Annotated in this window: 1 pseudogene; it reads left to right on the top strand. The window is 70.9% G+C overall.

Features of this window, described 5'->3' with window-relative positions:
- Positions 1-5 precede the first annotated feature (5 nt).
- Positions 6-567, top strand: a pseudogene (locus tag F6Q13_RS19870) (5-methyltetrahydropteroyltriglutamate--homocysteine S-methyltransferase); the annotation flags it as partial.

Genomic DNA, 567 nt, shown 5'->3' with positions numbered 1-567 from the left:
ACCACGTGCTGGACACGGCGGTCGCGCTCGGTGCCGTCCCGCCGCGCTTCGCGGCCGTCGGCCCCCCGGGCTCACTCGAGTGCTACTTCGCCATGGCCCGAGGTGCGAGCGTGGAGGGCGTCGCAGTCCCGCCGCTCGAGCTGACCAAGTGGTTCGACACCAACTACCACCAGCTCGTGCCGGAGATCGGCCCCGACACCGTGTTCGCTCTCGATCCGGCGAAGGCGCTGGGTGAGCTGGAGGAGGCGCGGAGCCTCGGCATCGAGACCACGCCGGTGCTCCTCGGTCCCTTCACCTTCCTTCTGCGCAGCGCGTCGACGGCGCCGGGTCGGTCCCCGCTCTCGCTCCTCGACCGGCTGGGCGCGCTCTACTGCGACTTCCTGGCGGAGCTCGCCAGTCGGGACGTCGGCTGGGTCCGTCTGGACGAACCGGCTCTGGTCGAAGACCGTCGCCCCGAGGAGCTGGACGCCCTCCGAGACCTCTCCCGGAGGATCGGCGAGACGCCGAGTCGACCTCGGCTGGTGATCTCCACCTACTTCGGGCATGTCGGGGAGGCGATGACGGTCC

The organism is Mycobacterium sp. (assembly GCF_008709575.1).
GTDB lineage: Bacteria > Actinomycetota > Actinomycetes > Mycobacteriales > Mycobacteriaceae > Mycobacterium.
Note: the sequence above shows the minus strand (reverse complement) of the source record. Positions and strands in the feature narration are given on the sequence as shown.